20 protein-coding genes and 1 riboswitch are annotated in these 21,864 nt (G+C 51.3%); of the genes, 3 read left to right on the top strand and 17 right to left on the bottom strand.

All coding sequences use genetic code 11. The features are described from left to right. Positions 1-7: 7 nt before the first annotated feature. Genes SELR_RS02630 through SELR_RS02615 form a run of 4 tightly spaced genes read right to left on the bottom strand, consistent with a single transcriptional unit; the run spans position 8 to position 3,666 of the window. Entirely contained in the window at positions 8-682 is a 675-nt protein-coding gene (locus SELR_RS02630) for a dTMP kinase (RefSeq protein WP_014423652.1), read from the bottom strand. Further along, on the bottom strand, positions 679-2,145 hold the full coding sequence (locus SELR_RS02625) for an aminotransferase class I/II-fold pyridoxal phosphate-dependent enzyme (RefSeq protein WP_014423651.1): 1,467 nt from the start codon (positions 2,143-2,145) through the stop codon (positions 679-681). Before SELR_RS02625 ends, SELR_RS02630 begins: the two co-directional genes overlap by 4 nt. Continuing rightward, positions 2,142-3,422, bottom strand: coding sequence for a sensor histidine kinase (locus SELR_RS02620; protein ID WP_014423650.1), 1,281 nt, complete (start codon positions 3,420-3,422; stop codon positions 2,142-2,144). Before SELR_RS02620 ends, SELR_RS02625 begins: the two co-directional genes overlap by 4 nt. A gap of 43 nt (positions 3,423-3,465) precedes the next feature. Beyond that, a complete protein-coding gene (locus SELR_RS02615; protein ID WP_014423649.1) occupies positions 3,466-3,666 on the bottom strand; it encodes a hypothetical protein in 201 nt (66 codons plus the stop codon). A gap of 154 nt (positions 3,667-3,820) precedes the next feature. On the opposite strand from SELR_RS02615, the gene SELR_RS02610 reads away from it, so the two are divergent. Continuing rightward, positions 3,821-4,282 carry a nitrous oxide-stimulated promoter family protein gene (locus SELR_RS02610; RefSeq protein ID WP_014423648.1) on the top strand — a complete coding sequence of 154 codons (462 nt, stop codon included), beginning with the start codon at positions 3,821-3,823 and terminating at the stop codon, positions 4,280-4,282. A 35-nt stretch (positions 4,283-4,317) separates the two neighbouring features. On the opposite strand, the gene SELR_RS02605 is transcribed toward SELR_RS02610, so the two are convergent. From SELR_RS02605 to SELR_RS02575, 7 genes are all read right to left on the bottom strand, one after another. Continuing rightward, positions 4,318-5,493, bottom strand: coding sequence for an FtsW/RodA/SpoVE family cell cycle protein (locus tag SELR_RS02605; protein WP_014423647.1), 1,176 nt, complete (start codon positions 5,491-5,493; stop codon positions 4,318-4,320). Positions 5,494-5,517: 24 nt separating this feature from the next. After that, the gene (trmB, locus tag SELR_RS02600) at positions 5,518-6,168 is read right to left on the bottom strand and encodes a tRNA (guanosine(46)-N7)-methyltransferase TrmB (protein ID WP_014423646.1); all 651 of its coding nucleotides are present in this window, start codon (positions 6,166-6,168) and stop codon (positions 5,518-5,520) included. A gap of 26 nt (positions 6,169-6,194) precedes the next feature. Beyond that, a complete protein-coding gene (locus tag SELR_RS02595; protein WP_014423645.1) occupies positions 6,195-8,114 on the bottom strand; it encodes a sigma 54-interacting transcriptional regulator in 1,920 nt (639 codons plus the stop codon). 169 nt (positions 8,115-8,283) lie between these two features. Further along, positions 8,284-10,086 carry a M48 family metalloprotease gene (locus SELR_RS02590; protein WP_014423644.1) on the bottom strand — a complete coding sequence of 601 codons (1,803 nt, stop codon included), beginning with the start codon at positions 10,084-10,086 and terminating at the stop codon, positions 8,284-8,286. Between the two features lie 106 nt (positions 10,087-10,192). After that, positions 10,193-10,423, bottom strand: coding sequence for a hypothetical protein (locus tag SELR_RS02585; RefSeq protein ID WP_041914238.1), 231 nt, complete (start codon positions 10,421-10,423; stop codon positions 10,193-10,195). Positions 10,424-10,459: 36 nt separating this feature from the next. Continuing rightward, positions 10,460-12,007, bottom strand: coding sequence for a flagellar hook protein FlgE (locus SELR_RS02580; RefSeq protein WP_014423643.1), 1,548 nt, complete (start codon positions 12,005-12,007; stop codon positions 10,460-10,462). A gap of 235 nt (positions 12,008-12,242) precedes the next feature. Continuing rightward, positions 12,243-12,839 (bottom strand): recombinase family protein, encoded by a 597-nt coding sequence (locus SELR_RS02575; protein WP_014423642.1) that lies wholly within the window; start codon positions 12,837-12,839, stop codon positions 12,243-12,245. A 186-nt stretch (positions 12,840-13,025) separates the two neighbouring features. Between SELR_RS02575 and SELR_RS02570 the strand changes: the two genes are divergently transcribed. Then, entirely contained in the window at positions 13,026-15,032 is a 2,007-nt protein-coding gene (locus SELR_RS02570; protein ID WP_014423641.1) for a flagellar hook protein FlgE, read from the top strand. 52 nt (positions 15,033-15,084) lie between these two features. Here SELR_RS02570 and SELR_RS02565 read toward each other — a convergent pair whose 3' ends face one another. The 5 genes from SELR_RS02565 to SELR_RS02545 form a co-directional block, all read right to left on the bottom strand. Next, a complete protein-coding gene (locus SELR_RS02565; protein ID WP_014423640.1) occupies positions 15,085-16,020 on the bottom strand; it encodes an MOSC domain-containing protein in 936 nt (311 codons plus the stop codon). 6 nt (positions 16,021-16,026) lie between these two features. After that, the gene (gene moaA / locus SELR_RS02560; RefSeq protein ID WP_014423639.1) at positions 16,027-17,016 is read right to left on the bottom strand and encodes a GTP 3',8-cyclase MoaA; all 990 of its coding nucleotides are present in this window, start codon (positions 17,014-17,016) and stop codon (positions 16,027-16,029) included. Positions 17,017-17,028: 12 nt separating this feature from the next. After that, positions 17,029-18,240, bottom strand: coding sequence for a molybdopterin molybdotransferase MoeA (locus SELR_RS02555; RefSeq protein ID WP_014423638.1), 1,212 nt, complete (start codon positions 18,238-18,240; stop codon positions 17,029-17,031). 13 nt (positions 18,241-18,253) lie between these two features. Then, positions 18,254-19,285: a molybdopterin-binding protein gene (locus SELR_RS02550; protein WP_014423637.1), complete on the bottom strand. Its 1,032-nt coding sequence runs from the start codon at positions 19,283-19,285 to the stop codon at positions 18,254-18,256. A 66-nt stretch (positions 19,286-19,351) separates the two neighbouring features. Continuing rightward, positions 19,352-19,472, bottom strand: a riboswitch (molybdenum cofactor riboswitch). Positions 19,473-19,493: 21 nt separating this feature from the next. Then, positions 19,494-19,706: a hypothetical protein gene (locus SELR_RS02545; protein ID WP_014423636.1), complete on the bottom strand. Its 213-nt coding sequence runs from the start codon at positions 19,704-19,706 to the stop codon at positions 19,494-19,496. Positions 19,707-19,917: 211 nt separating this feature from the next. Between SELR_RS02545 and SELR_RS02540 the strand changes: the two genes are divergently transcribed. Then, positions 19,918-20,817 (top strand): 4Fe-4S binding protein, encoded by a 900-nt coding sequence (locus SELR_RS02540; protein ID WP_014423635.1) that lies wholly within the window; start codon positions 19,918-19,920, stop codon positions 20,815-20,817. Here SELR_RS02540 and SELR_RS02535 read toward each other — a convergent pair. Next, positions 20,814-21,698, bottom strand: coding sequence for an ROK family protein (locus SELR_RS02535; RefSeq protein ID WP_014423634.1), 885 nt, complete (start codon positions 21,696-21,698; stop codon positions 20,814-20,816). The two genes, SELR_RS02540 and SELR_RS02535, sit on opposite strands and share 4 nt — an antisense overlap. Between the last annotated feature and the right edge of the window lie 166 nt (positions 21,699-21,864).

The following is a 21,864-nucleotide window of genomic DNA, read 5'->3' as shown; positions in this document are numbered from 1 at the left end:
TAACTCCTTACTTCTTCAACAATTTCTCCACAATGGCATAAACATCACTGTGGATAGCTTCGATGCTGCGGGGATTTTCCCCTTCATTGCAGATCACCTTATCCCAATCATACTTTGCGGCCAGTTCCAGATAAGCCGCATGACAGCGGTGCAGATAATCCGTATCCCGCTCATGGATATCCTTCTTCGTTGCCGTTTCTGCCGCTCTGGCAGCGATCAGCTTGTCCGCCACCTCCGGCGCCATATCGAGGAAAATCACCTGATCCGGCACGGGCAGCCCCATCTTGCAAAACTCAAAATCCCAGAGCCACTCAAGAAAAGCCTCCCGTTCATTCTTGTCCGTGAGCTTGACCGCCTGATGCACCATATTGCTGGTGGTATAGCGGTCAGCTAAGATAATATCCCCGGCTTCATAGTAATCCCGCCATTTGCGCTGATAGGAGGCAAACCGGTCCACCGCAAAAAACGTGGATGCCGCATAGGCATTGACATCAGCAGCCTTGTCCCCAAAAGCCCCGCCCAGGTACATGCGCACGAGAGCTGAGGAATCATCGGCGTAATCCGGGAACTCAATGCGATGTACCCTGTGTCCATCTGCCTTTAAATGGTCGTATAATGCCCTGGTCTGGGTGGCCTTGCCGCTGCCGTCCCCGGCTTCGATAATGATCAGTTTGCCTTTCATCGATGATTCTCCCTCACAACTTGCATGGTTTCCAACGAAGTGTCAGCCGGGCCTACCACCTTGAGTCCCAGCCTCTGCATGGTACGGATATAATAAAGGGCCTCGGAATCAATCCTGTCTCCCGGTGCCAGAATGGGAATCCCCGGCGGATAGAACATGATTTGCTCAGCCGCCACATAACCGGCAGCCTCCTCAAAATCCACTGTCTCCCGGCCGGCAAAGAACGCCTCCCGCGGACTGATGCCCCGCTCCGGTACCGGCGGCACTTCCACCGGCAAGATCAATTTCTCCGCATCCGTGAACTGCGCCGCTAAGCCCTGCAGGGCCTTTATCAGCGTATCCACCTGCTTTGCCGTATCCGCATAGGAAATGATGAACAGCAGATTATAGGCATCGGAAAGCTCGCACTGTATCTTATAGGTATGCCGCAGGATGGATTCTGCCTGCACACCGGTAATGCCCAAACTGCGGACGCTGACCGTAACCTTGGTCAGATCAAGTTTTTCGCCAGCTGGCAGGTAATCTGCCCCAAAGCTCCACAGCCCCGGAATCTTATTTACCGCCTGCCGCAATTTCTCGGCCAGTTCTGCAGCCCGGCCAACCAACTCTTCGCCCTGCTCTGCCATCTGCAGGCGGGCAATATCCAGCGAAGCCAGCAAAAGCTGATTGGGGCTTGTGGACTGCAACAGGCTGGCGGCCGAACGCACCCGCTCCAAATCGATCCGGCCAGTTCTGGCCAGCAGGATAGAAGTCTGTGTCATGGAACCCAATATCTTATGGGTGCTCTGGGCTGCCATATCCGCTCCAGCATCCAGCGCCTGCAAGGGCAGCCTGTCGCTGAATCTCAGATGCGGGCCATGGGCCTCATCCACCAACAGCAGCATATTACGGCTATGGATAAAATCCGCCACCTTGCGCAAATCAATGGTCACTCCATAATAGGTGGGATAGACCATAATCAAAGCCTTGGCTTCGGGATGAGCGTCGGCTGCCGCCACGATATCCTCATACTGCAGGCCCATGGGAATCCCCAGTTTCTCGTCAATGCGGGGCTGGATGAAGACAGGACTGACACCGGCAAGGATCAGCCCACCGATCATGGAACGGTGGGCATTGCGGGGCACCAGCACCGTGTCCCCTGGCTGCAGTGTGCCCATGATCATGGCATGGATGGCCCCACTGGTGCCGTTGATCATGAAATAAGCGGCATCAGCTCCATAGAGCGCTGCCGCAAGTTCCTGGGCTTCTTTTATGCACATGGTAGGCTCGTGGAGATCGTCCAGCTCCTCCATCAGGGAAACTTCCTCCTGCAGCCCCAACGGGGTAATCAGTTCCTGCAGGAGCTGATGTGCCCCCAGCCCCTGCTTATGCCCCGGTGTATGAAAAGCGAGAGCGCCGTCTCCCGCGTAGGCTTTCATCGCCTCCGCCACCGGCGCTCGCAATTGATTCTTCAGATCTGTCATTTACCTCTGCCCTTCTTATTGGGCGTATTAACCACCTTTACATCTTTGGTATCCATCTGCGGCTCCCGGTTGGGCACACGCAAATGCACCCTGGTACCTTCGCCCACGGCCGAAGTTATGGAAAGCTCTGCACCAATGATCTTGGCCCGCTCCCGCATGCCCGTCAACCCAAAATGATGATGAACCTCGGCCAGTTCCTCCGGCAGGGGTTCGCCATCTTCATCCAGCGCTTCCGGTTTGGCCTCGGGATCGAAGCCCTTGCCGTTATCCTCGATCAGGATCGATACTGCCACCGGCGAAAAGAGCACGCGTACCCTAGCCATATCCGTTTCCGCATGATTCCTGATATTGTTGAGAGCCTCCTGCACAATGCGGAAAATGGCTATCTCCACATGTTTGGGCAACTCATACACAGTACCATCCAGGGAAAAATCAACCGCCAGCATTCCGCGGGAGGCCATGCGGCCAATCAGCTGATTGAGCGCCGCTACCAGCCCTAAATCATCCAGCGCCATGGGACGCATATCGAAGATGACTTCCCGCACGCTGCCCAGGCAGTCCCGCATCTGCTGCCGCAGTTCCTGCAGGGTACGCTTGGCCTCGTCCGGATCATAATCCACCAGCTTTTCCGCGATGGACGCCTGGAAAATCAGATTCGCCAAATCCTGTGCCGGGCCATCATGGATTTCCCGGGAAATGCGGTAACGCTCCTCTTCCTGGGCCTTGATGATCCTCGCCCCAATGAATTTTTCCTTCTGTACCGCCTCGATCTTCCAGATCACGCCATTGACCTGGGTGCTTAGATAGGAAAGCACCGAACCCACGGCCAGAGCCAGATGCTCGGCCTGGGCCAGCATGGTCTGCAGATTGCGCAGGCGGATTTCCAGCTTATCCCGCTGTGCCCGCAGATTTGCTTCCTTTTCCCGCTCTACGCCCAGAGAAACCTGAACATTCTTTACGGCTTCATAGCTTTCCCGTACTTTTTCCTCAGAATAGTTCTGAAAATTGCTGCTGACCTTGACCAGTCTCTGTTTTTCCTGTTGTTCCTTTTTGGCCAGCTCATCCACCCGTTCAATGGTCTGCCGGGCCTGTTCTTTCAGATCCGTCAGCAGCTTGCGGCTGCTCTCCACTTCCGAACGGGCAGTCTCGTAGATTTCAAATATCTGTGATTTATTGTTTTCAATGGTGCTGATTGTATTGCTTAATATTTTCTTCAGGGACTGTGCCTGCAGCCCGCCCAATTCGGGGGGGAGGCTCCCGCTATGCTGGTCTGCCATATTGGCCTCCTTGACGCCGCTGTACCTTGGAATCTACGAGAAATTACTTTTTACGCTTGCTGAAGAAACGAATCACCAACAGCCCCAGAAGGCCGCCAGCCAAAATATACAGATCCGTCAGCTTGAACAACGCATCCATACCGTTCTCCTGCAGCTTGGTAAAAATGGCCACAACCACCAAGAGTACAACCAGTATATTCGTAATGAGCTTACTGTGAGTCTTAATGAATTCTATTTTCTTCACCCTCTAATTCCTTATTATACAATCCTACATCTTAAATTATACTAAAAAACAGCTATAGGTCAAGACTTCATTGCCCCACCCTTGCTTTTCTCTTAAAATACCATTAAAATAGAATGGTGTATTTATATATCCAATAATCGAAAGGTGATACGAAATGAGCATTTTTTCGCGTTTTCTGCCCAAGCGTAAGCCGGTAGAGATCAAAAACAATATTCCCAAAGAAAAGGAAAACATCAAAAAGACCTTCGGCATCTACTGCCATGGTCATCACGATACGAAAGGCGACAAACTCTGCCCCAAATGCACGGCCCTGCTCGCCACGGTCATGACCAAGATGAACCGCTGCCCCTACGGCATCACGAAGCCCATCTGCGACCGCTGCGATCGCGCTGCCATGTGCTTTGGTGCCAAGCAGGCCCAGGAATTCATGACCATCATGAACGGCACCCAGAAACGCATGTTCCTGTCCCACCCCATGATGGCAATCAAGCACAAACTGGCCAGCATGGGCGTTGACTACGCCAAGTACCAGCAGGCCAAGAAGATTGACGACAAAGTCAAGGCCAAGGAAGAAGCCGCCAAGAAACGCGCCAAAGAACGCAAAGAAAAGAAATAAGGTCAAAAATAGCCGGAGCAATGCTCCGGCTATTTTTATTTCACCAAACGCAGCTTAGGCCTTGCCGGCTGCTTCTTTTCCTCTGAAGTATCTTTTTTATGGTCTTTCCCGTGATCACAGACATTCATGAGCATCCCCATGGCCATCATCGTGACCATCAGCGACGAACCGCCATAGCTGATGAAAGGCAGCGGCACACCGACTACCGGCAGGATTCCGCCTACCATCATGATGTTGGCCACAGCCTGTCCGGCAATCAGCACCATGATGCCCATGGACAGGATCTGACCGTATTCATCCGGCGCCCGGTTGGCGATGCGCACACAGAAGAGCACCAGCAACGCCAGCAGCAGGAATACCAGCAGGTTTCCCATATAGCCATGTTCCTGACTGAAAATGGCAAAGGCAAAGTCCGTATGGGCTTCGGGAAGATAGGCGTACTTGCTGACGCCTTCCCCCAGACCCATGCCCCAGAAACCGCCGGAACCGATGGTGGACAGGGACTGCACCGTCTGATACCCCATACCCTGGGCATCAGCCCAGGGATCGAACCAGACTTTCAAGCGGGCCATACGATAGGGCTGGATATTCACGGCCACTACCACTACCGCGGCCAAAGCCCCGATTACCACCATCACATACTTGGGCGACATGCCTGCCACCACAGCCATGACAACGGGCACTCCCAAAACGATGGCCGCCGTGCCCATATCCGGTTCCAATTCAATCAGAACGGCCATCAGCAGGATCAGGCCATATTGCGGGTTTATGACATTTCCCCAGGAATTAGCCTTGCCCTTTTTTATTCGTGTCACCAGTGTAGACGAAGCCAGCATCAGGGCTATCAGCTTGGCCAGTTCTGCCGGCTGTACACCGAAGAGCCAACGCCGGGCACCATTTACTTCTGTGCCGATAGAGGGAATCAACACCCCCACCAGCGCCAGGAATGTGCCCAGGATAACCCAGAACATCAGGCCGCGCAGGGATTGCCAGCGCCGATAATTGATGTGGCGAAAGCAAAAGAACAATACGATGCCGCCTATCATAACGCCCAGATGACGTGTCAGGAAATGATACGGATCATTGTAGTCCGTGGTGCCCAGCACGAAGCTGGAACTAAAGACATTGATGGTCCCCAGGACCATCAGCACCACCATGATGACGAGAATGGGCTCGGCATCGTTATTCCATAACTTCTTCCGAATCCGCACAAAAAAGCCTCCTTGTTTTGGTGCTTATGCGAAGATTACCTCGCAGCGGTTGATTTTTTCGCCGAAGCCGCTGAACTTCCGTTCATACTCCGTCATGATATTGTCGGGACGATCTTCCGCATGGAGGTCAAAGGACACATCCTGCACCTTCAGCCCGGCTTCTTCAAACTGTTCCAGCGAAAAATCAAACAACGGGCGATTATCCGTCTTGAAGTGCAGCTCGCCGGGCTTCTTCAGCAGGCGGCGGTATTTCTCCAAAAAGCCCACATGCGTCAGGCGGCGCTTGGCATGACGCTTCTTCGGCCAGGGATCGCAGAAGTTCACATAGAAGCGGTCAACTTCACCCTCACCGAAGATATTCTCGATATTGTTGATATCGAATACCAGCAGGCGCACATTCTTGAGCCCCTTTTCCGCCACTTTCTTGGCTGCGGAATAGAGCACATCCTGCTGGGCCTCGATGCCGATATAATTGATGTCGGGATTGCGCTCTGCCAGCTGGGTGATGAAGTCGCCCTTGCCCGTACCCAGTTCCACATGCAGCGGAGCCTTGCGGCCAAAGATCTCACTCCACTGTCCCTTTCGCTCCTCGCCGATTTCCTGATCCTTGCTCACCACAAAGTCATCGAATTCATGGATGGCTTCATCCACCCAGGGTTTTCTCCGTAAACGCATCTAATTCTCCTTACTTTCCTATTACCTTACTTCTTGTCCAGACCGTATTTCTTCAGATAACGATAGAGGGTTACACGGCTGACATTCAGGAGGTTGGCGAGCCTGCTCACATTGCCGCCCGCTGCCTGCCAGGCCTTGACAAATACCTCCCGGTCTTCCTTCCACTTGTTATCCGGCTTCACATCCCCCATCAGGCTGATGTCATGGGGATTGATGACGTCTTCCGTCGTGTTGAAGAAAGCATATTCCAGTACACTCTGGAGCTGCTTGATATTGCCCGGCCAATCGTAGTTTTTCAGCACATTTTCCGTTTCCGGCAGGATCTTCTTGATCTTCATCTGATGCTGCTCAGCCAGTTCGCTGATGATATGGGCGGCCAGCTTCGGGATATCTTCCCGGCGGCTGCGCAGGGCCGGCACGCGGATCACGCTCTTGGACAGGGCCTCATAGAGATCACGGTCAAAGAGGTCACGCTCCGTCAGACGCTTCAGGTCACTGTCGCAGGCAGCGATAATGCGCACATCAATGCTGCGCTGCACATGCTCTCCCACCCGGCAGGCCGTGCCTGTCCGCAGTGCTTCTGCCAGCTGTTTGGCAATATTTTTCGGCATCTTTTCGATCTCATCGAGGAACAATGTACCGCCGGAAGCCAGTTCCAGACGCCCCTGATGACTGACTTCGGAATTGAGCACCACGCCAAAGAGCTCCTGCTCCAGCAGTTCCGGCGTAGTATCGCCGCAACGCAGGGTGATGAGGGGCCCAGCAGCCCGGCCGCTGGCCTGATGGATGCCATGGGCCATGCGCTGCTTGCCTGTACCAGCCTCACCCTGGATCAGCACATGATGCTTGTTCTTGGCGGTGCGCTCTGCCTTATGGCGCACGCTGGCAAAGGTCGTGCCCTCACCCACCATGGAACCCAGGCTGTATTTGGCTGTATAACCAGCGGCATGAGCCACCAAAGTACGCAGATCTTCAATTGGCATGGACACAACAACGACGCTCTGCACAGCCTGATCCTCATCCCGTTCCAAAGGTACCACCGTGGTGATATCCTCGTAGGTCTTGGCCGGCGTGATCCAGGTCACTTCCTTATTATAGGATGGAACGCCACGGAAGCCCTTGTAGATGGGCGTATGCTGATAGTTCATGATCACATCATTGAGATTGGAGGCGCTGCGGCGGGTACCTGCTTCACGCTTGGCCCCAATGCCCTCCAGGCGGGTATGTCCCAGACGGTTGGCATAAGCCACTTCACCGCCGGGCAATACATGATAGACCGCAAAGGGCGTGGCATCGAGGATCGCTTCATCGGCCTTGATGCGGATAGCCTCGCTCAAATGGCGTTCCAACGCCTTGCGCATGGTGAAGAGCAGGGAAATCACGGCATCCTGCGGCATGGCGACCTGCTCCATGGACACCAGCGTGATGATGTAAGTCAGCTCGCCAGCCACCACAACCGGCGCCGAGCAGGCATCACCCAGCTGACATTCCTTCACCCACATCTCCGGGCCAAACATCCAGAATGGTGCTTTATGTTCCAAAGCCACGCTGATGGAAGACGTGCCCACCTGATCAATGCCCACATTGGCACCCTCGATCTCCCCCGGCGTCATCTGATAAAAGGGCAGGGAATAACTCTTGAGCACCGTGCAATCGGCATCGATGAGCAGAAGACTCAGATTATACTCCTGGAAAAATTCCTTGATGCCATCGGAAAGGTCGCTTAAGTATTCAATGGCATCGGCATGCTTTTCCTGCAGGGCATGGAACTCTTCCTTGGAAATCAGATGTTTGATGGCCATCTTTTCCTTGCCCACGCCGAATTTCTCACTGGCCTGCCAGGATTCTGCCACCCATGGATGCACGTTCGGGTCCAGTATACCTTCCTGGGCAAATTTTTCGTAATAAGTTTCGAGTTTCGCACGGCTGCGATGCTCTCTAATCATCTTTTGTCCTCCTATATATGCCTTACATAGCGGGCTCACACCACCCGCATCACTTCCGGTCACAAAATTTCGTACCTTACATTTTAACAAGCATGTGCACTTACTGCAAGAGTCTGGTGGAAAAAAGTTTACATTTTTTTACGATTTTGCCCTGTTTCTCTGGCGATTTTTAACTTTTTTCTTTTTTCTGCTTTTTCCACTCCTTTGCAAATTTCGCCTTTGCCTCGGCTTTTTCCTTCATTAAATTATTGTACTCCTTGGGCGCAATTTCCTTGAGATAGTCCACGGGAATTCGCCGCCAGGAATCCGGCTTCAGGCGATACATCTCCGCAAAATTCTCCTTGGCTTTCTCAACATTGCCCAGTTCATCATAAATCTGTCCTGCCAGCAGATAGGAAATTACGTTTTTCCGATCCACATCCTTGGCCTTCTGCAGATCAGCCAGTGCCTTCTCCGTGTCCCCTTGCATATGGTAGATATCCGCCCGGTTCAGATAGGTATAGATATTCTTGCCATTCGTGGCTACAGCTTCATCCGCTTCCTGCAAGGCTCCGGCAAAATCACCGCTCACAGCCTTGGCCCGGGCGCTGATGGCCTGACTTTCCGCCAGATCATCAATTTTTCGGCTGGCAAATACCCGCTGCATCTGAAATCTCGCCTTGTCCCCCTGACCGTAATCATTGTAGGTATCAGCATTCTGCCGCATCTTTTTCACGGTTTTGGCATCGGCATTCAAAACATTTTCCCGCAGTTCCTGATATTCCTGCGCCCGTTTCGCCTCAGCGGCGCACATTTTCTTCCTTGCCCCCGAAGTCGCCTCACTGGCATAAGCCTTCTGCACCATTTCCTGGAGCTTTTCTCCAGCGCCCCGCATAGCCAAAAATTCCTGCAGCCTCTGATTGATGCGCACATCAGCCAGACAAGTCAGGCTGCCATGATTGTCCCGACGGAAATTCCAGCCATCAATCGTGTCAAAATCATGGAAAGCCTTGGCAATGGCCCCGGCCACATAATAGGCATTCTCTGCCGTATTGTCGTAGTCATCGCCAGTCCATTCCACTTCCAGCAATTTTTCTCCATCAATCCGGATTTCCTTGCGGTTTGCCACCGTCACATGACCGCAGCTGTAATCCGTCATCATCTGGGCCAGCTTCTCCTCCCGCTGGCGTGTTTCCGGATGGTCACTGTATGCCTCCCGCTCCTGTTTCTTGGGATCCGGATCCTGATACTCCAGGAAATTCTGCGTCTCATAGGTCAGATAATACCCCATGCGGGCCATGGCCGCCGCCCCGCCGCCGGGATTGAACCCTGCACTGGTCATCAGGTAAAAGCCGCCCGCATCAGCATCCAGTTCCGTGGGCAGCGTGACATTCTTGGCAATGGAATAATTGACCAACCCGTTGAGCTTGTTCCAGTCCATGGAATTCGTATCCATATTAATCATGCTCATGCCCATGGCCTGCGCCACGGCCTTGGCATAGTTCTTGGCACTGTGCTGCTCCAGTCCATGGGTCATCTCATGGGCAAGTACAGCAGCCAGTTCATCGGGATCCAGGTTCATCCCCCGCACCAACGCCCCGTTGATGCTGATATAATTCGTCGGATAGCAGGCCGCATTGAAATCCTTGCTGTTATTCACCGCCCAGACAAAGGGCAGGGAATTCGTCCGCAATACATAATCCCCCTGCGATACCAGCTGATTCATCACACTGTCCACCACAGCCACATCATTATCATTAGGATCCTGACCATTCTTCCGCAGGTCCTGCACACGGCTCTGCACCTGCGCATTGACATTATTGCCCAGCGCCAGCAAACCGCTGAGACTGGATTTATAGGCTGCAAAAACGCCCAAAGCCTGCGCAGCCGCCGACCAGGCATCCACCGCCTGCACCGGCTTCACCGGCGCCAAAACAGCACCACCGGCCAATAGCCCCACCATCAGGAAATTCTTTATCTTACACTTGCTCATGATTAGCACCTCATTTCCACTCTTATTGTAACACAGAGCGAATAGTTGCTAAAGAAAAATTATTTCCTGAAAAAAAATTCCGATTTTAATCCTTTTGTAACCGCAGTTACATATTTTTTTCATAAAACTTTGCTATTATATGTTTGTCGATAGGAAATACTTGGTTAATCCCCCAAGTTGCTAATCCTATTGATTCCCTAAACAAGAAGGAATAATCCCACCCTTCTTGCTTCCCATTTCTCAAATTTTTTATCATCCCTTCCCTAGAGGCCACGGAGTCAATCCCACTCCGTGGCTTTTTGTTATCCAAAACGCCTAAAACTACTTTGCAACGCAAAACCGGCAGCTCCTTGGAACTGCCGGTCATTTTATTTTACCGTTTCATATTGATCATGGTTTCAAGCATTTCGTCACTGGTGGTGATAATCTTGGAATTGGACTGGAAACCACGCTGGGTGATGATCATGTCGGAGAATTCGTTAGCGATATCCACGTTGGACATTTCGAGGGCGGACGGGGTGATGGAACAGCCAAGGTCAGCTGCAGCCTTTATATTAGGTGTACCGGAGTTATTAGATGTCTGATACAAACTGCTGCCTGTTTTGGTAAGACCAGATGCGTTGGAGAATTGAGCAATTGCCACCTGCGCCTCAGACTGCCTAACACTATTGGTGTATACGCCAGTAATAACACCGGAACTATCTATTGATATGCTCTTCAAAGTACCGGCTGCATTGCCATCCGCATCCGCATTGACGGTATTAATATCCGCATAGGATGTCACACCACTATAGTCCAGTGTCATTGATTGTGGCGTGCTAGATCCGTTAGGTGCAGTAATGGTAGCGGTCAAAGCAATAGTAGCCGCACTTGTAGTACCGACTTGGCTTGGTGTATACGACGGGGTGGTTACCGTTGTATTTGGATCAGCTGTTAATGTCGTAGGGGTAGCAAAACTAGTAGCTTCACGCAAAATACCATCTTCATCAAAGGTTAAAGTATTTCCACCTAAATCATAATGTGTTGTAGAACCGTCTGTTTCTGCAACATCTACTGTAGAGCCTAATAAAACTGACCAAGCAGTACCTGTTTTTGTGATAGTATCACCATTAGTATCTGTATATTGCAAGGTTCCTACGTCAGCCTTTTCCAGTAAGACTGTAGCTGTATGCACAGAACCCAAACTATCATAAAAATTAAATGACGTAGTTACAGGTAAAGAGCGACCGATTGTATATGTGCCTGAAGTATATGTAGTTTTAGTGCCATCACTAAACGTAACCGTAACAGGCTGCGTTGCCGATGCCTCAATCCAATAACCATCGGTAGTTCTGGTATAGGAGTTAGTACCATCGGTAAAGGAATATTGCGTGACAACTGGTGGATTGGCTTTTAAATTATAACTATACGTTACTTTTTCTGAAGCCTTTGCTGCCATTGACTTACCTGTTTGAATGACAATATCCTCTATGGCTCCGGTGGTTGACACTACACCGTCTGTTCCCATCCACCCCTGTACTTTCATGCCATTTCCCGGCAGAACATAATTGCCGCTTTCATCAAATTCAAAAGCGCCATTGCGGGTATAATAGGTTTCGCTGCCGCTTTTCACAACAAACAGGCCATTACCTGACAGACACAAATCCGTATTTTTTCCCGTAGCTTGCACTGCACCATCAGTGAACAATGTATCAATAGTCGCTACCCCTACGCCCAAGCCAATTTGCTTAGGATTGGTACCACCTAAATTACCTGTTGGAGCACTTGCGCTGGACTGCGTCTGACTCAAAGTATCTGCAAAGGTTACACGACCGGATTTAAAACCAGTAGTATTGACATTAGCTATGTTGTTGCCTACAACATCCATACGGGTTTGATGACCTTTTACACCGGAAACACCAGAGTATAACGAACGCATCATGATAAATCTCTCCTTTATCCCATACACTGTTAGAACTAGGCGACGTTCCTTGTCAAATGCCGTGCTGCGAATCCTTGCATGACGGCGTTTATAGTTTTTTCCTATGGAAAGAAAGTTTTTTGAAACCTATACTTTTTTGAAAAGCTTTTCTTCCCTAATCTACAATGTTTATCGGAGCAAATGGGAATTTTCTTAAGTAAAAATTTTATTTTCACAAAATTACATCTTTTGTATCCTATTTCATCACATCTCTGCACTTGCTATAAAACGTCGAAAGCGGCATTTGACAAGCGGCAGCGGCCTGTGCCAGCGTGCACTGGCCGCTGTGCCAAAGTTTGCATTGCAAATGAAAATTATCCGGAACTGGTTTTTGAGGGCGGCCAAAGCGCACGCCCTTTTTCTTTGCAGCAGCGATACCCTCTGCCTGACGCTGACGTATATTACAACGCTCATTTTCTGCCACAAAAGATAGCAGCTGAAGTACCAGATCACTGATAAAGGTGCCCATCAGATTTTTATGACGGCGCGTATCCAGCACAGGCATAGCCAGCACCACAATGTCTGCCCCCTTTATCTGGGTGATATAGCGCCACTCTTCCATGATTTCTCGATAATTACGGCCTAAGCGATCAATGGATTTTATAAACAGTACGGAGTCCTTAGTCAACTTGCGCAGCATCCGTTTATACGCCGGACGATCGAAATCCTTGCCGGATTCCTTGTCCATGAAGATGTTTTTGCACTCAATGCCAGCTTCTGCCATAGCCTTCAACTGACGATCCGGATTCTGTTCCTTGGTGCTGACACGTACATATCCATAATTTTTTATCATAAATCTACCTCCTAAAAATATATATCATCTATTTTAAGAGGATATTTTCAAAAAAGTATAGTTTTTTGAACGGTGCCTAATCATAGGGAAAAACTATATACCGTTCGGCAGGGATTGGCAGGAACGGACTTGACAAGGAACGTCGCTTGATTTGCAACAACAGCTGATGTAAAGGAGAGATTTATCATGATGCGTTCGCTGTATTCGGGAGTTTCCGGTGTAAAAGGCCATCAGACCAGAATGGATGTTATTGGCAATAATATCGCCAATGTGAATACCACAGGCTTCAAATCCAGTCGCGTGACTTTTGCTGATACGTTGAGTCAAACACAATCAGGTGCGTCTTCACCTACGGAAAACATTGGTGGTACCAATCCTAAGCAAATAGGCTTGGGGGTTGGTGTAGCAAGTATAGATACAATTTTTACTGATGGTTCTGTACAAGCTACAGGAAAAAATACAGATTTGTGTTTGTCAGGAAATGGGCTATTCATTGTAAAATCGGGGGATGAAACGTACTATACCCGTGATGGTGCATTTGAGTTTGACGCTGATGGTAACTATGTATTGCCTGGGAATGGTATGTATGTTCAGGGGTGGATGGCTGAAAATGGTGTTTTAAATTCGACAGGAGATGTTGGAAATATAACTATCGCTGCTGGCAAAAGCATGGATCCTACATTAACTACAACATCAACATATAGTAATAATATAAACGCTACTACTACTGGATATGAAATAGGTAGCATCATTGTTAGTTATGCTGATGGGACTACAACGAATACAACATCATATTCACCTGTAGAAGCCGCAGGTGTTATTACAATTACCTTGGCTGATGGTACAACAGAGGTCGCAGATCCGGGAAAAACCTTTACAACGGGTAGTGCTGCAGGTGATATTTGGACAGACACTGTAAGTTCAATAACAGGTAGCGATGATGGTGAAATTAAATTGAAGTATGCCATCCCCGGTAGCTATATTGATATGGATGCAACTGGTACTACTGCAGCGCTTAATTCAGGTACATATAAAATTGGTAGCATATACACGGCCACCAAGACAATTAGTGAAGTACAATCGCTTCCCGATGGAAACGTTAAATTAACATTTGATTCTACGGGTGATGATAATGTGACAAGCGTGACTGTGCCTACTCCGCCTAATGGAGCATGGTCTGTAAATGATACTTTTACATTGTCGCTCACTGTTACTGGTGGAACGGCTGATGTAGGTGCAACTATTACTGCAGAAAGTACGAAAATAGATGGGATTACGCATAAAACGACTGCTGATTCTACTGCAACTTTAGGTAGCAGCTATACTAAGACTTCAACATCTAATGTAGAGACTATTGCGCGTTCCGATCCGGGGACATTCTTGTTTAGTGGAAGTGAGGTAAAATCAGTTTCTATTGTTACTAGTGATGGGACAACGTTAACGGGACTCTCCGGGGTGGATTATTCTAGCACGGAAACTTTCTACCCTTCTATAACCACGACATCAACCGTTTATGACAGCCTTGGTAAGTCGCATTCAGTGCCAGTAATCATTACCAAGACTGCTAGCAATACATGGGAATTAAGCTTAGCTAATGGAGCAAAGTCTACGACTATTGCAGAAACTGACGGTACAACTACATCAGTGACGCTTAATAAGACATCATTAACGTTCGATGAAAATGGCAAATATGTTTCAGGAGATGGCACGTTATCATTAGGCTACACAAATGGAGCAGATGATCAATCCGTAGCAATTAATTTGGCAGGCTTAACGCAATTTTCTGGAGGAAACACGATTAGTTCTACTACTGATGGGAATGCAGCGGGTACATTGAAAACTGTGTCCATTGATAGTTCCGGAACTATCATTGCTACTTATACTAATGGTGTAAAACAAACAGAAGCACAAATTGCTATTGCACAGTTTACTAATGCTTCAGGCCTTACCAAAATTGGAAGTAGTCTTTATCAAGCATCAATGAATTCTTTTCCTGAGGGGAAAGAACCAACACCGCACACAGCTTCTGACTTAGGCGTAACTATTACTGCTTCTGCTCTTGAAATGTCCAACGTCGATATCGCCAACGAATTCTCCGATATGATCATCACCCAACGAGGTTTCCAATCCAATTCCAAGATCATCACGGTCAGTGATGAAATGCTCGAAACCATGATCAATATGAAACGTTAATACAAAAACACGCTACAGTACCTTGAGATTGTAGCGTGTTTTTCGCGTATATTTACTTATGCCGCCCGCATTCGCCTACTTCACCGCGCAGGATGTCGATGCCGTGTTGCAGGGGCGGCAGGATGAAGCCTAAGCATTCTTCCACGGCCTTCCTGCTGCCGGGCAGGTTCACGATGAGGCTGCGGCGGCAGATGCCGGCCTGGGCACGGCTGAGCATGGCTCTATCCGTGATTTTCAAGGACAGGGATCGCATGGCTTCGGGGATGCCGGGGGCCAGTCTTTCACAGACCGCCAGCGTTGCCTCTGGGGTGATATCCCGGGGGGAAAAGCCTGTGCCGCCGGTGGTGGCAATCAGGGCAATGCCCCTTGCCGCCAGTTCCCGCATTTTTTCTTCAATCTGTGTCTGCTCGTCGGGAAGGATGGTCTTCTCCACCACGGTATACCCCGCAGCGGTGAGCATTTCGGCCACCTTCACGCCGCTTTCGTCTACACGTTCCCCGCGGCTGCCCTTGTCGCTGGCGGTGATGATGGCTGCCTCCAAAGGCAGTTTCTCCCCGGGCTGCAGGATTTCCAGTTCATCCCCCACCTTGACTTCGCCGCCATGGAGCACCCGTCCGAATATACCTTCCCGGGGCATGATGCAGTCGCCCACCTGTTCCCGGATGGCACAGCCCTTATGGCATTCCTTGCCGATCTGGGTGATTTCAAAGTAAGCCTCACCAGCCTTCAGGCGGGTGCCCACAGGCAGCTCCTTGAAGCGAAAGCCTTCGGCCACGATATTTTCCCCAAAGGCACCGAACTCCACCTGGGCTCCCAGCTTGCGGAAGTTCTCGATTTCCTGCAAGCCCAGGAAACTCACCTGCCGATGCCATTTGCCTGCATGGGCATCCCCCTGGATGCCCCATTCCGTTGCAAAAATGACTTTATCCACCTGCGTCTTGAGGGTGCCCTTTTTCTCGCTGGTGCACAACGCATGAATCTTGCCCATTAAAACTTAGCCTCCCACCTGATACATGGCGCGGCTGTCCCGCGCGGTATTCTCTCTATCGGTAAATAAATGTTCTGCCGGCTTGCGGTAGATTGCCTGCCGCAGAGCCAGTTTCAGATTCTCATCGCTGATGCCATTTCTCATCAGCTCCCGCAGATCCAGCCCCGTCTTCTGGTTCAGGCAGAGCTTTAGGAATCCCTCAGCCGTAAGCCGCACCCGGTTGCAGGTATGGCAGAACTTATGCTCCATAGCATCGATAAAACCAACCTGCCCCTTGAAGCCGGCCACTTTGTAGTATTCTGCAGGGCCTTGGAGCCGATCCATCTTTCTCCCCACCGGCCGCAGAGAGCCGAAAGCCTTGGCCAGCCGCGCCCGCACTTCGTCCATGGGCACGCCCTCATACCCCACCTCATAGGCACAGCCGATGGGCATCAGCTCGATAAAACGCACCTTGACCGGATAGTCCCTTGCCAAGGCAGCCAACGCAGGGATTTCCCCATCGTTGACCTCATAGATGGGCACGCAGTTGAACTTGATATTATTAAGCCCCAAGGACATCATATGTTCCACACCAGCCTGAACCCGCGCAAACAAAGGACGGCGGGTGATCTGGGAAAAAGTCTCCGGCTTTAACGTGTCGAGGCTGATATTCAGGCCTGTAAGCCCGGCCTGCACCAGGTCAGCCCCCATTTCCAGCAGCAGTACACCGTTGGTGGTCAGCACCACCTGCTCAATGCCGGGAATCTGCCGGATTTCCCGAATCAATTCTGTGATATTGCGTCTGACCAAGGGCTCGCCGCCGGTCAGACGGACTTTTTTCACCCCCAAGGACGCCAACCCCTGCACCACGCGCAGGATTTCTGCAAAGGTCAGGATATCCTCATGGCGCAATTTGGCTACGCCCTCCTCCGGCATGCAGTAACGGCAGCGCAGATTGCATCGATCTGTCAGGGAGATGCGCACATATTCGATTTTCCGTTCGTATTGGTCCAGCATAAAATCCAATCCTTACTTCACACGATACAGTCGGACGATATCCACTTCCGTCTCCTTGGCCAGCTTCCCCGTACCGGCGGGAATATCCACAAAGGCATTGCAGCCCACTGCAGAAAAGAGGCTGCCCGAAGCATGCTGCTCTGGCAGGCGCACCTTGCCATTTTCATAGTAGGCACGGATAAAGCGCCGCCCGCGGCTTTCCTTGGGGAAAGCATCCGTCAATACTGCCTGCCTGCGTTCCGGCAGGATCTTCTCATTGCCACTGATTTTGGCCAATACCGGCACCGCCATCAGCTCGAAGGTGGCATAGGCGGCAAAGGGATTGCCGGACAGGGCAATGCCCAACGTCTCCCCCATGGTATAGGTAAGCGCCGGGCCGCCGGGTTTCATGGATACCCGCCAAAACAGGCGTTTGCCTATTTTTTCCACCACACCGTGCATGATGTCCTTCTTGCCCACAGACACGCCCCCCGTAGTCAGGAACACATCGACTCTGTCCTTGTAACCGGCAATGACCTTGGCTGCCTGATCTTCATCATCGGGCAGGATGCCCACGATTTCCGGATTGAAACCCAATTCCTGCAAACGACTGGCCAGCAGATAGAGATTGCTGTTATAGATTTTTCCGGGAGAGAGCGGCTGGCCGGGCTGCAACAGCTCGTCCCCGGTGCTGGCAATGGCAATGCGCACATTGCCCAGCACCTTGACCGTGGCAAAGCCCATACTTGCCAGCACGCCGATATGGGCGGCCGTAAGCTTCGTGCCCTTCTTAGCCAGCTTCGTGCCCTGTTTGATATCCTCACCGGCATAGCAATAATTCGTGTACGGCTCAATGCTGAAGGGCACTGTCAGCGTATCCCCTTCGGCCTGCACATCTTCCTGCCGCACCACGCAGTTGCAGCCCTTGGGGATTGCCCCGCCGGTCATGATGCGCAGGGCCGATCCTACCGGCACAGGCTGGTCAAAGAAATCCCCCGCACATTCCTCACCGATGATCTTGAATTTGGCGGGATCTGCCGCATCATGGCCCCGGGTGCCCTCGGCGGCAAAGGCATAGCCATCCAAGGGCGAGCGGTCAAAGGGAGGATTGTCGAATCCCGCCATATAATCCTCCGCCAAGATCCGCCCCAATGCAGACAGCAATGGCACTTCCTCCACCGCCGTTACCCTATGGCAATGTTCCATCAGCAGTTCTACAGCTTTTTCCAACGATAAGACCTGCATCGTTATCCCTCCCTCAATGCTGGAATCCACAAACGGGATAATGGCAGACCTTGCAGTTCATGCAGAGGCCACCGATCCCGAAATGGCGGATTTCCCTGCGTGTCAATTTCTCTCCCGTAATCACCCGCGGCAGGACAAGATCGAAAATCGTCCGCCCCGCGTACATCACACAGCCCGGCAGGCCCATAACGGGAATCTCCCGGCCACCTTTCTGAATATAGCCCAGCAGGAACATGGCCCCCGGCAGCGTCGGCGCCCCGTAGGTGATGATTTCTGCGCCTGCATCCCGGATAGCCGCCGGCGTGCGGTCATCCGGATCTACGCTCATGCCCCCGGTGCAGATAACCATATCCATACCTAAGTCAACCAGTTCTTCAATATGCTTCTGCGTATGCTCCGCCACATCATCGGACAGGCGGTGCTCGTCGATTTTAAGCCCGAAAGCTTTGAGCTTGCTCTCAATCACCGGCGTAAAGGTATCTTCAATACGACCTAAAAAGACCTCCGTCCCCGTGGTGACCACGCCCACCTTGAGATCCTGCTGATAGGGGCGCAGGCGCAGCAGCGGCGTACCTCCGGCCACCTTTTTGACCTGCTCCATCTTATCCTTCTTGATGACCAGCGGAATCACCCGCATGCCTGCCAGTTTCTGCCCGGCCTTTACCGGCATATTCTGGGGCAGGGTGGCGATGGTCACATCATCCAGCTCATTGACCGCATCAAACCTTGACTCGTCAACCTGAAAAACGCCGTCCACCGTGGCCGTCAGTTCAATCTTACCTTCCTTGGGCGCCGAAGCCGTCATATATTCATTCTGGCAAAGCTGCCGCAGGATCTCTGCCGCATCATTTTCATGCAACACGGTGTCATCGTTTTCCCAGACAAAGATATGATCCTTGCCCATGGAAAGCAGCACCGGCACATCCTCTTCCTGTATCACATGCCCCTTGCGGAAGCGGGCGTCCTTGATCACCCCCTTGATGATCTGCGTCAGATCATGGCAGAGAATCTGTCCCACGGCTTCTTCGGTACGCATTTCCTTCATCGTATACGCTCTCCCAACTAAAAAAGACTATCCTCTCCACACGAAAAGGATAGTCTTCGCCTAATACTCATTCAGAACGATACCCCTTTTCAAAATGGAAGGTCCTGCCGTTTCCCGCAGGGCCCCGGCGCAATATCATAGCTTTGTGTATCGCCTTAGATATTTTTGCTCGGAGTTTTATTTGTTTGCTCTTACTAAGTATTATACACTATTTCATTGGTTTCTGCTTGTGATTTTTGTCATTCCATCGCGTAGTTTTTAGAACGGAAACCTTGCCTCCAGCAGGCAGAGTGACCACCAGCCCCAACAATTCACCAATCAGTCGGGCTGCTTCCGCCCCTGCCGCTAAGTCTCCAGCATAGTAAGCTGACAACTGCCGGAAGATACTTGCCCGCAGGCCGGATCTATCCGTTATTTCCATCTATATCGCCACCTTTACCCACATCTGTATCATTCGCATTTATTATAGCATAAATAAATATCATATATATTATATCTTTTTACTAGATTTTGATAATGATGTATAAAAAAATACAGCCCCTCCCTCAGGAGAGACTGCAAAGATAATATTCTGTGCCTGCAATATGTTATAATTGTAGCATGAATTTTTCTAACGAAAGGTTGCTGAAGCCATGGCCAAACGTGAAATCGACCTGAACCGCTGCTTGTTCCATTATACCAATGTGACCTGTAACCGCTGCGAATCCATCTGTCCGCAGAAGGCCATCCAAAACCGTCAGATTGACCGGGATAAATGCGACAACTGCGGCCTTTGTACAGCCATATGCCCCACCGGCGCCATCCACAGCGATGCTGACTATGACCGCTGCCTTACCGCGGCCCAAAATCTGGAACCTCAGGTATTGATGTGCCACAAGGTCTCCCCGGAGGGAATGCCCTGTCTAGGGGCACTGAACCGCCGCCTGCTCTGGGCCTTGGCCAGCCAAAAGCCGCTGGCGCTGGACATCTCCCGCTGCGCGGAATGCAAGCCCGCCGTTGCCCAATGGCTCACCGCTGAGATTGCCACCTGCAACGAAGCATTGGCCGCGGCCAAAAAAGCGCCCTTGAAACTGGTGCGGGTGAAAGCAGCTTCCGGCAAGACCGCCGATGTTCCCCGCCGTTCCTTCTTCCGTTCCCTCTTTGCCGCCGCCAAGGACAGTGCCACGGAAATGGCCGAGGCGCAGACGGAACGTCAATACGCCTTCGATCCGGTGGTCTGGCTGAACAAGCAGCCTGACCTGGAACCAAGTCCCCTTTTCCCCGGACTCATCTTGCAAGCCGGCTGCAACGGCTGCGGCCTTTGCACCGTGCTCTGTCCGGAAAAGGCCCTTACCATCACCGAAGCGGAAGCCGACAGCCCCAAACGCCTGCATTTTTCCCCGCTGAAATGTACAGCCTGCGGTCTTTGCAGCGGTAACTGCCCGCAAAACGCACTAAAACTACAGACCGACTTCTCGGGCACAAATACTTTTCCGTTGACCGGAGCTGACTCTGCGCCCAACCAGCAGGGCTTCCATTTGCAGCGCGGTTAATGTGCCCCGGACTTGATTAGTGACGCCACCGCCCCCAAAAGATTGGCGTCATTGCCATGCTGGCAGGACAAAAGCTTCGGTACTACCCGGGCTACGCCGACCTTTTCCAGAATCTTCTGCACCCGCGCATTGATGGCGGGAATAAAGTCCGGACGGGAACTGATAGCACCACCAAAGAGAATGGCCTCGGGATCATAAGTGTACTGGATATTGTAGACCGCTCTGGCCAGATACTCATACATATTGTCAATGAGTCTCTGGGCATCCGCGTCACCTTGCGCCGCCATTTCATAAACCTGACGGCCATCATAAGTATCTTCCGGCACATTGCGGAGCTTAGCCAGCTGACGGCAGAGGCCGCCCGTGGAACCCACTTCGCTCAGGATCTCGTACTCATCATTCATCACCATATAGCCGAACTCACCGCCATGCTGATGGGGGCCATGGATGATTTTCTTGTCATGCACAACAGCGCCGCCCACGCCAGTGCCTACGACAAAATATGCCAGCGAATCATAATCACGGCCTGAACCGGTCCAGGCTTCGCCCAAAGCCGCGCAATTGGCATCATTTTCCATGCTTACCGGCATACCCAAACGGGCAGCCAACGCCTGCTTGATGGGAAAATCATGGATGTAATCCAGCGCGCTGCTGCCGCCGATCACACCGCTTTCATTATCTACAGCCCCCGGCATGCTGAAACCAGCCCCGGTAAGCTCCCGGCCCTTGCCCAATTGCTGGCAGACCTTTACCACTTCTGTATAGAAATCATCCAGGCTGGCAGGAGTAACAAAGCTGCCCTTATTTGCCAGGTTGCCCTGTTCATCTACTAACGCATATTTCACACTGCTGCCGCCCACATCATAAGCCAGATAATTCATTTCTGTCACGCTCCTTCTTGATTTTTATTGTATCAATTAAAACGCGACAACACAGCCTGCCGAAACGATTTCGATACATTGTTACAGATTTTTTCCGCCTGCTTCCCAAAAAATTGAAACCACGCCACAAAAAGAAGCTATTGCATGAATGAGAAATCTTATGCAC

Source organism: Selenomonas ruminantium subsp. lactilytica TAM6421, from assembly GCF_000284095.1.
Lineage (GTDB): Bacteria > Bacillota > Negativicutes > Selenomonadales > Selenomonadaceae > Selenomonas_A > Selenomonas_A lactilytica.
This window is presented reverse-complemented; position numbering and strand designations above follow the sequence as displayed.

Excerpts from the sequence above, each read along its gene's own strand:
- SELR_RS02630 (WP_014423652.1), bottom strand. The coding sequence starts at position 682 with ATGAAAGGCAAACTGATCATTATCGAAGCCGGGGACGGCAGCGGCAAG.
- SELR_RS02625 (WP_014423651.1), bottom strand. The coding sequence starts at position 2,145 with ATGACAGATCTGAAGAATCAATTGCGAGCGCCGGTGGCGGAGGCGATG.
- SELR_RS02620 (WP_014423650.1), bottom strand. The coding sequence starts at position 3,422 with ATGGCAGACCAGCATAGCGGGAGCCTCCCCCCCGAATTGGGCGGGCTG.
- SELR_RS02610 (WP_014423648.1), top strand. The coding sequence starts at position 3,821 with ATGAGCATTTTTTCGCGTTTTCTGCCCAAGCGTAAGCCGGTAGAGATC.
- trmB (WP_014423646.1), bottom strand. The coding sequence starts at position 6,168 with ATGCGTTTACGGAGAAAACCCTGGGTGGATGAAGCCATCCATGAATTC.
- SELR_RS02595 (WP_014423645.1), bottom strand. The coding sequence starts at position 8,114 with ATGATTAGAGAGCATCGCAGCCGTGCGAAACTCGAAACTTATTACGAA.
- SELR_RS02590 (WP_014423644.1), bottom strand. The coding sequence starts at position 10,086 with ATGAGCAAGTGTAAGATAAAGAATTTCCTGATGGTGGGGCTATTGGCC.
- SELR_RS02580 (WP_014423643.1), bottom strand. The coding sequence starts at position 12,007 with ATGATGCGTTCGTTATACTCTGGTGTTTCCGGTGTAAAAGGTCATCAA.
- SELR_RS02575 (WP_014423642.1), bottom strand. The coding sequence starts at position 12,839 with ATGATAAAAAATTATGGATATGTACGTGTCAGCACCAAGGAACAGAAT.
- SELR_RS02570 (WP_014423641.1), top strand. The coding sequence starts at position 13,026 with ATGATGCGTTCGCTGTATTCGGGAGTTTCCGGTGTAAAAGGCCATCAG.
- SELR_RS02565 (WP_014423640.1), bottom strand. The coding sequence starts at position 16,020 with ATGGGCAAGATTCATGCGTTGTGCACCAGCGAGAAAAAGGGCACCCTC.
- moaA (WP_014423639.1), bottom strand. The coding sequence starts at position 17,016 with ATGCTGGACCAATACGAACGGAAAATCGAATATGTGCGCATCTCCCTG.
- SELR_RS02555 (WP_014423638.1), bottom strand. The coding sequence starts at position 18,240 with ATGCAGGTCTTATCGTTGGAAAAAGCTGTAGAACTGCTGATGGAACAT.
- SELR_RS02550 (WP_014423637.1), bottom strand. The coding sequence starts at position 19,285 with ATGAAGGAAATGCGTACCGAAGAAGCCGTGGGACAGATTCTCTGCCAT.
- SELR_RS02545 (WP_014423636.1), bottom strand. The coding sequence starts at position 19,706 with ATGGAAATAACGGATAGATCCGGCCTGCGGGCAAGTATCTTCCGGCAG.
- SELR_RS02540 (WP_014423635.1), top strand. The coding sequence starts at position 19,918 with ATGGCCAAACGTGAAATCGACCTGAACCGCTGCTTGTTCCATTATACC.
- SELR_RS02535 (WP_014423634.1), bottom strand. The coding sequence starts at position 21,698 with ATGAATTATCTGGCTTATGATGTGGGCGGCAGCAGTGTGAAATATGCG.